The organism is Streptomyces aureus (assembly GCF_001418135.1).
GTDB lineage: Bacteria > Actinomycetota > Actinomycetes > Streptomycetales > Streptomycetaceae > Streptomyces > Streptomyces aureus_A.
Map to the genome: position 1 here is coordinate 1 of NZ_LIPQ01000257.1, position 6672 is coordinate 6672.

The 6672-nt window shown below is 71.0% G+C and carries 5 protein-coding genes and 1 pseudogene; 5 read left to right on the forward strand and 1 reads right to left on the reverse strand.

Annotated features, from left to right (window positions below):
• The 5 genes and pseudogenes from AOK00_RS40490 to AOK00_RS21585 all read left to right on the forward strand — a co-directional run.
• Nucleotides 1-385: sensor domain-containing protein (locus tag AOK00_RS40490; RefSeq protein ID WP_437441431.1), on the forward strand; the 385-nt coding region annotated here is incomplete at both ends.
• 2 nt (nucleotides 386-387) lie between these two features.
• Nucleotides 388-1006: pseudogene (locus tag AOK00_RS40495) on the forward strand (sensor histidine kinase); the annotation flags it as partial.
• Nucleotides 1007-1205: 199 nt separating this feature from the next.
• Nucleotides 1206-1865 (forward strand): response regulator transcription factor, encoded by a 660-nt coding sequence (locus AOK00_RS21575; protein WP_055601941.1) that lies wholly within the window; start codon nucleotides 1206-1208, stop codon nucleotides 1863-1865.
• Nucleotides 1866-2237: 372 nt separating this feature from the next.
• A complete protein-coding gene (locus AOK00_RS21580) occupies nucleotides 2238-4175 on the forward strand; it encodes a 2-oxoacid:acceptor oxidoreductase subunit alpha (RefSeq protein WP_055601942.1) in 1938 nt (645 codons plus the stop codon).
• Nucleotides 4168-5220, forward strand: coding sequence for a 2-oxoacid:ferredoxin oxidoreductase subunit beta (locus AOK00_RS21585; protein ID WP_055601943.1), 1053 nt, complete (start codon nucleotides 4168-4170; stop codon nucleotides 5218-5220). Before AOK00_RS21580 ends, AOK00_RS21585 begins: the two co-directional genes overlap by 8 nt.
• A gap of 53 nt (nucleotides 5221-5273) precedes the next feature.
• Here the strand turns inward: AOK00_RS21585 and AOK00_RS21590 are convergent.
• The coding region (locus tag AOK00_RS21590) for an ABC transporter substrate-binding protein (protein WP_159041817.1) at nucleotides 5274-6672 on the reverse strand (1399 nt) is incomplete at its 5' end.

Consider the following 6672-nt stretch of genomic DNA (forward strand, 5'->3'; position numbering starts at 1 on the left):
GTCGTCGAGCGGGCGCGGGCGCGTGCTCTGCTCGACGTGGACGTGCGGGCGCCCGAACCCGTGCGGGGCCAGACCGGCGGGGCCTTCTCCTGGATGGGTGCCATGTTGAAGAGCGGGGCGTCCTGGCGGCACCTGCTGTACGCGATCGTGCACATGCCGTGGGCGATCTTCTCGTTCTCCGTGACCGTGGCCTTCTGGACCTGGGGCTGGGGCCTCTTCACGTATCCGCTGTGGCAGTGGGTCTTCCCGGCGTACGTCGGGCAGGACGGCATTCAGCTGTACGGCGACGGGACCCACAACCTCTTCCTCGACTCCCCCTTCGAGATCGCCGTCACCAGCCTCGTCGGGCTGCTCTTCGTGATGGTCGGCCCCTGGCTCCTGCGCGNNGCTGGAGTCGGACCGGGGTGTGGTCGTCGACACCGCGGCGGCGGACCTGCGGCGCATCGAACGCGATCTGCACGACGGGGCGCAGGCCCGGCTCGCCGCGCTCGCCATGGACCTCGGGCTCGCGAAGGAGAAGCTCGCGCAGGATCCGCAGGCGGCGGCGGTACTCGTCGACGAGGCGCACGGCGAGGTGAAGCTCGCGCTCCAGGAGCTGCGGGACCTCGCCCGGGGCATCCACCCGGCCGTCCTCACCGACCGGGGTCTGGACGCGGCGCTGTCGGCGGTGGCCTCGCGGTGCGCGGTCCCGGTGTCGGTGGACGTCGACCTGCCGGCGCGGCCGGTCGCGGCGATCGAGGGCATCGCGTACTTCACCGTCTCGGAGCTGCTGCGGAACGTCACGGCGCACGCCCGCGCCCGGCGGGCCTGGGTTGACGTGTGGCGCACGGGCGACCGGCTGATGCTCCAGGTGCGGGACGACGGGGTGGGCGGGGCGCACGTCGTGACCGGGCGGAGTCTGTCCTCGCTCACCGAGCGGGTGGGGGCGGTGGACGGAGTGCTCGCGGTGGATTCGCCGGAGGGCGGGCCCACGACGGTGACGGTGGAGCTGCCCTGGCGGGCGTGACACCGCGCCGGGCTTGCAGCCCCGGGGCCCTTGGGCCTCGGGGCGCTGTCCTGTTGCGGGGAGGGCCGCCGGCGGGCTCTCCTCCCTGGAATGAGCACAACGCGAGGCGACCCTGCGATGCTGGCCGAGTCGTAGGAAGTACTCGGGCAAGAAGACATGGGGGCTGTTGGGCGTGGGTGCGGATCAAGGGGCCGGGCGCGTGCGGGTGGTCATCGCGGAGGATTCCGTGTTGCTGCGGGAGGGACTGACCCGGCTTCTCACCGATCTCGGGCATGACGTGGTCGCGGGCGTGGGGGACGGTGAGGCGCTCGTCGAGACCGTTGGCGGGCTCGCCGCGCAGGGCGCGTTGCCCGATGTCGTCGTCGCCGACGTGCGGATGCCGCCGACGCACACGGACGAGGGGGTGCGCGCGGCCGTGCGGCTGCGCAAGGAGCATCCGGGACTCGGCGTGCTCGTGCTGTCGCAGTACGTGGAGGAGCAGTACGCCACCGAACTTCTGGCCGGTTCCAGTCGCGGTGTCGGGTATCTGCTGAAGGACCGGGTCGCCGAGGTCCGGGAGTTCGTGGACGCCGTGGTGCGGGTCGCCGGTGGCGGTACGGCACTGGACCCCGAGGTCGTGCAGCAGCTGCTGGGCCGGAGCCGTCAGCAGGACGTGCTCGCGAACCTGACCCCGCGCGAGCGGGAGGTCCTCGGTCTGATGGCGGAGGGGCGGACGAACTCCGCGATCGCGAAGGCGCTGGTCGTGAGCGACGGCGCGGTGGAGAAGCACATCAGCAACATCTTCCTGAAGCTGGGGCTCTCACCGAGTGACGGCGATCACCGGCGGGTACTGGCGGTGTTGACGTATCTGAAATCCTGATCATCTGACACCCTGTCAGATGGCGGGAAGCCGCCCTCCGGGGGTCACGCCCCGGGTCGGGACCCGGGTCGAGGCCCGGGTCGAGACCCGAGGTCACCACCCGGAAGGCGGCCCACGGGAGGCCCCCAGGGGCCTGGATCCAAAGAATGAGGCGGAATCCGGCTTTCCGGAACACTCCGGGTGGCGACAGAACATGACAATTCAGGGCAAGCGGGCGTCTCAAAAAGAGGTCCATGATGTGAGAAGTCCCGGGAGGGCCCCCCTTACCGTCGTAGGGTGGGCCTCGGGACGGACGGTGATCGGCCGACCGCATCCCGAGCCTTCTCCCGCCTCCGGCGGAGAGTCCCCTTGCCGCGAGGGAGGTCCAGTTCAGTGACCAGCCAGGTCAGTAGCGAGGCCGGTGAGGCATTGCTCGGGGAGCAGCGCAGCGCCCCGGCGAAGCCGCACCACGGCACCGAGAAGGAAGTGCGCCGTCTCGATCGGGTGATCATCCGCTTCGCGGGTGACTCCGGTGACGGTATGCAGCTGACAGGTGACCGCTTCACCTCGGAGACGGCGTCCTTCGGGAACGACCTCTCCACGCTGCCGAACTTCCCGGCCGAGATCCGGGCACCCGCCGGAACCCTGCCGGGCGTCTCGTCCTTCCAGCTGCACTTCGCCGACCACGACATCCTGACGCCGGGCGACGCCCCGAACGTGCTGGTCGCGATGAACCCCGCCGCCCTCAAGGCCAACATCGGGGACGTGCCGCGCGGTGGCGAGATCATCGTCAACACCGACGAATTCGCCAAGCGCGCCATGGCCAAGGTCGGCTACGCGACCTCGCCCCTGGAGGACGGCTCGCTGGACGGCTACCGGGTCCACCCCGTGCCGCTCACCACGCTGACCGTCGAGGCGCTCAAGGAGTTCGGCCTGTCCCGGAAGGAGGCCGAGCGCTCCAAGAACATGTTCGCGCTCGGGCTGCTCTCCTGGATGTACCACCGGCCGACCGAGGGCACCGAGACCTTCCTGCGGCAGAAGTTCGCGAAGAAGCCGCAGATCGCCGAGGCCAACGTCGCCGCCTTCCGGGCCGGCTGGAACTTCGGCGAGACCACCGAGGACTTCGCCGTCTCGTACGAGGTCGCCCCCGCGACCAGGGCCTTCCCGACCGGCACCTACCGGAACATCTCGGGGAACCTGGCCCTCTCGTACGGCCTGGTCGCCGCCTCACGCCAGGCGGACCTGCCGCTGTACCTGGGCTCGTACCCCATCACCCCGGCATCGGACATCCTCCACGAGCTCAGCAAGCACAAGAACTTCGGTGTCCGCACCTTCCAGGCCGAGGACGAGATCGCCGGCATCGGCGCCGCCCTGGGGGCCGCCTTCGGCGGCGCGCTCGGCGTGACGACCACGTCCGGACCCGGTGTGGCGCTCAAGTCGGAGACGATCGGGCTCGCGGTCTCCCTGGAGCTGCCGCTGCTGATCGTCGACATCCAGCGCGGCGGCCCGTCCACCGGTCTGCCCACCAAGACCGAGCAGGCGGACCTGCTCCAGGCGATGTACGGCCGCAACGGCGAGGCGCCGGTCCCGGTCGTCGCCCCGAGGACGCCCGCCGACTGCTTCGACGCGGCCATCGAGGCGGCCCGGATCGCCCTCACGTACCGCACGCCGGTCTTCCTGCTCTCCGACGGCTACCTCGCCAACGGCTCCGAGCCCTGGCGCATCCCGGACGTCGACGAACTCCCGGACCTGCGGACGCGGTTCGCCACCGGCCCGAACCACGAGCTGGCCGACGGCACCGAGGTCTTCTGGCCGTACAAGCGCGACCCGGAGACCCTGGCCCGCCCGTGGGCCGTGCCCGGCACCCCCGGCCTCGAACACCGCATCGGCGGCATCGAGAAGCAGGACGGCACCGGGAACATCTCGTACGACCCCGCCAACCACGAGTTCATGGTCCGCACCCGGCAGGCCAAGATCGACGGCATCGACGTCCCCGACATCGAGGTCGACGACCCGGACGGCGCACGGACCCTGGTCCTCGGCTGGGGCTCCACCTACGGGCCTATCACGGCGGCCGTCCGCCGCATCCGCCGGGAGAACGGCCACATCGCCCAGGCCCATCTGCGGCACCTCAACCCCTTCCCGAAGAACCTCGGCGAGGTCCTGAAGCGGTACGAGAAGGTCGTCGTGCCCGAGATGAACCTCGGCCAGCTCGCCACCCTCGTCCGGGCGAAGTACCTCGTCGACGCCCGCAGCCACACCCAGGTCAACGGCATGCCGTTCAAGGCCGAGCAGCTCGCCGCCGCTCTCAAGGAGGCCATCGATGAGTGAGCCCCTCCTCCACCTGGTCCCCAGGGCCGAGGCGCAGCAGTCCATGAAGGACTTCAAGTCCGACCAGGAGGTGCGGTGGTGCCCCGGCTGCGGCGATTACGCGGTCCTGGCCGCCGTCCAGGGCTTCATGCCCGAGCTCGGCCTGGCGAAGGAGAACATCGTCTTCGTCTCGGGCATCGGCTGCTCCTCGCGCTTCCCGTACTACATGAACACCTACGGGATGCACTCGATCCACGGCCGCGCCCCGGCCATCGCCACCGGCCTCGCCACCTCCCGCCGTGACCTGTCCGTCTGGGTCGTCACAGGAGACGGCGACGCGCTGTCCATCGGCGGCAACCACCTCATCCACGCCCTCCGGCGCAACGTCAACCTCAAGATCCTGCTGTTCAACAACCGGATCTACGGGCTGACCAAGGGCCAGTACAGCCCGACCTCCGAGGTCGGCAAGATCACCAAGTCGACGCCGATGGGCTCCCTGGACTCGCCCTTCAACCCGGTGTCGCTCGCCCTCGGCGCGGAGGCCTCCTTCGTGGCCCGCACGGTCGACTCCGACCGCAAGCACCTCACCGAGGTCCTGCGGCAGGCCGCCGACCACAACGGGACGGCGCTCGTCGAGATCTACCAGAACTGCAACATCTTCAACGACGGCGCCTTCGAGGTCCTCAAGGACAAGGACCAGGCCAAGGAAGCGGTCATCCGCCTCGAACACGGGCAGCCGATCCGCTTCGGCGCCGAGAACGAGAAGGGCGTCGTCCGCGACCCGGCCACCGGCGACCTCCAGGTCGTCACGGTCACCCCGGAGACCGAGTCGCGGATCCTGATCCACGACGCGCACGCGACGACCCCCACCACGGCCTTCGCCCTCTCCCGGCTGGCGGACCCGGACACCCTCCACCAGACCCCCATCGGGGTGTTCCGGTCGGTGGAGCGACCGGTGTACGACACCCTGATGGCGGACCAGCTGGAGACGGCCCTGGAACGGCACGGCAAGGGCGACCTGAGCCAGCTCCTCGCGGGCAACGACACCTGGACGGTCGTCGGCTAGCTCGCCCCGCACGACGTCGGGGGCCCGGTCCGTGGGCACGGACCGGGCCCCTTTCACGTGCCCTTCGCCGCCGCCTCCCTGAACTCCCCGAGGCATCGGGGCACTCCGCCCTTCACCTGCCAGAGGTAGAGGCCCACGAGGGCCGTGGTCGTGTTCTTGGTCGTTCGGGCCACGTACGTCTTGACGATCCCTTCGTACGGGGTCGCCAACATGCTGTTGATGACGCCCGACGCGGCCGACTCCGCGTGGTTCAAGGCCGCCGTGCGCAGCGCCTGGAGCGCCCAGTTGGTGACGTCGTACACCTCCGTCGCGAACCGGTCGACCGGGGCCGTGCCGGAGAGGCCCCAACGCTTCCGGTACGCGGCCGCGAACTTCCGTGCCGCCGGCAGCACGTCGGGGTCGACGTAGCCCGTACCGAAGTACCAGCCCTCGGCGGCCGGGCCGGCGACGGTGAGGAACTCCGGCTGGAGCACGTACTCGACGGTTCCGCAGGGTCCCCGGTACCCCTGGTCGCGCAGGGCCCTGGCGCACAGGGCGGCCCGGCGCGGCGACATCCCCGCGTACATCACGCCCTGCGGGTCGGTGGCAAGGGCGGCCCGTACGGCGGGGCCGAAGTCCTCGCTGTCCGCCTCGACGGGGTGCGAGGTCACCACCCCGCCCTTGTCTCCCGACGGCGGGTACTCGTTCAGGCTCTTGACGGTGTACCAGCTGTACCGGCCTGCGGCCCGGTCCTCCACGATGGCCGTCCGGACGGCCCCGCGAGCGGTGAGGTAGCGGCCGAAGGGCACGGTCATCAGGTCGTGGAGGGAACGCGGCTGGAAGTACGTCACCCTGGTGTCCTGGCCCTCGATCCGGTCGGCCGGGACATCGGCGATGACACTCGCCAACGCCGTCCGGCGGCGGACGAGTTCGTTCCCGACGGCGATGGCGGTCGGAACCGTCGTCGGCCCCATCACCCCGACCAGCGCGGGGTCCTTGAGTAGCGCGGCCGCCCCGACCTTCGCCCGCTCCGGTTTCCCCCCGTCGTCCTCGACCCGGAGCCGCACGTCGAAGGGCCGGTCGGCGCGGGCGTTGAACTCCTCGACGGCCAGCCGGATGCCGCGCTCCTGGCCGCGCCCGTCCGGTGCGGTGGGGCCGCTCAGATCGGTGACGACGCCGATCGTGTAGGAGGCGAGGGGGCCGCCGGTACCGCCCGTACCCGTGCCCGCACCACCCGGGTTACGGGTCAGGAGCCAGGCGGTGAGGCCGCCGGCACCCGCGACGGCGGCTGCTGAGCCGGCCATGAGGATGCGGCGCCGAGAGACCCCCGGGGGCCGCTCCTCCTGGGTGAGCAGGGTCGGTTCGGCGACGGGCAGGTCGAGGACGCGGGTGGAGCGCTGGGCGATCAGGGCGGGCAGGCCGGGGGGCAGCCAGTCGCCCGCGGGGCCGTCGGCGTCTCCGAGTGCGGCCCGC

What these genes read in the sequence shown, in the direction of transcription:
- AOK00_RS21585 (WP_055601943.1), top strand. Translation starts at nt 4,168, where the DNA reads ATGAGTGAGCCCCTCCTCCACCTGGTCCCCAGGGCCGAGGCGCAGCAG.